Annotated in this window: 1 pseudogene; it reads left to right on the top strand. The window is 63.5% G+C overall.

Going from position 1 to position 384, the window contains the following annotated elements:
* A pseudogene (locus tag D7X55_RS47480) lies at positions 1 to 384 on the top strand (acetyl-CoA carboxylase biotin carboxylase subunit); the annotation flags it as partial.

The raw sequence follows: 384 nt of genomic DNA, 5'->3' as shown, positions 1-384 counted from the left end.
CTTCTACTTCATCGAGATGAACACCCGCATCCAGGTGGAGCATCCGGTCACCGAAATGGTCACCGGCATCGACCTGGTGGCCGAGCAGCTGAAGATCGCCGCCGGCCAGAAGCTGTCGATCAAGCAGAGCGACGTGGTGCTGACCGGCCATGCCATCGAGTGCCGCATCAACGCTGAAGATGCTGAAACCTTCGTGCCGAGCCCGGGCACCATCACCGGCTTCCATCCGCCGGGTGGCCCCGGCGTGCGCGTGGACACCCACATCTACAGTGGCTACCGCGTGCCGTCGAACTACGACTCGATGATCGGCAAGCTGATCGTGCACGGCCCGGACCGCGAAACCGCCATTGCCCGCATGCGGGTGGCACTGAGCGAAATGGTGGT

The organism is Corallococcus sp. AB049A (genome assembly GCF_003668885.1).
GTDB lineage: Bacteria > Myxococcota > Myxococcia > Myxococcales > Myxococcaceae > Corallococcus > Corallococcus interemptor.
The sequence above is the reverse complement of the archived record's forward strand: the minus strand, read 5'-3'. Positions and strand labels throughout refer to the sequence as shown.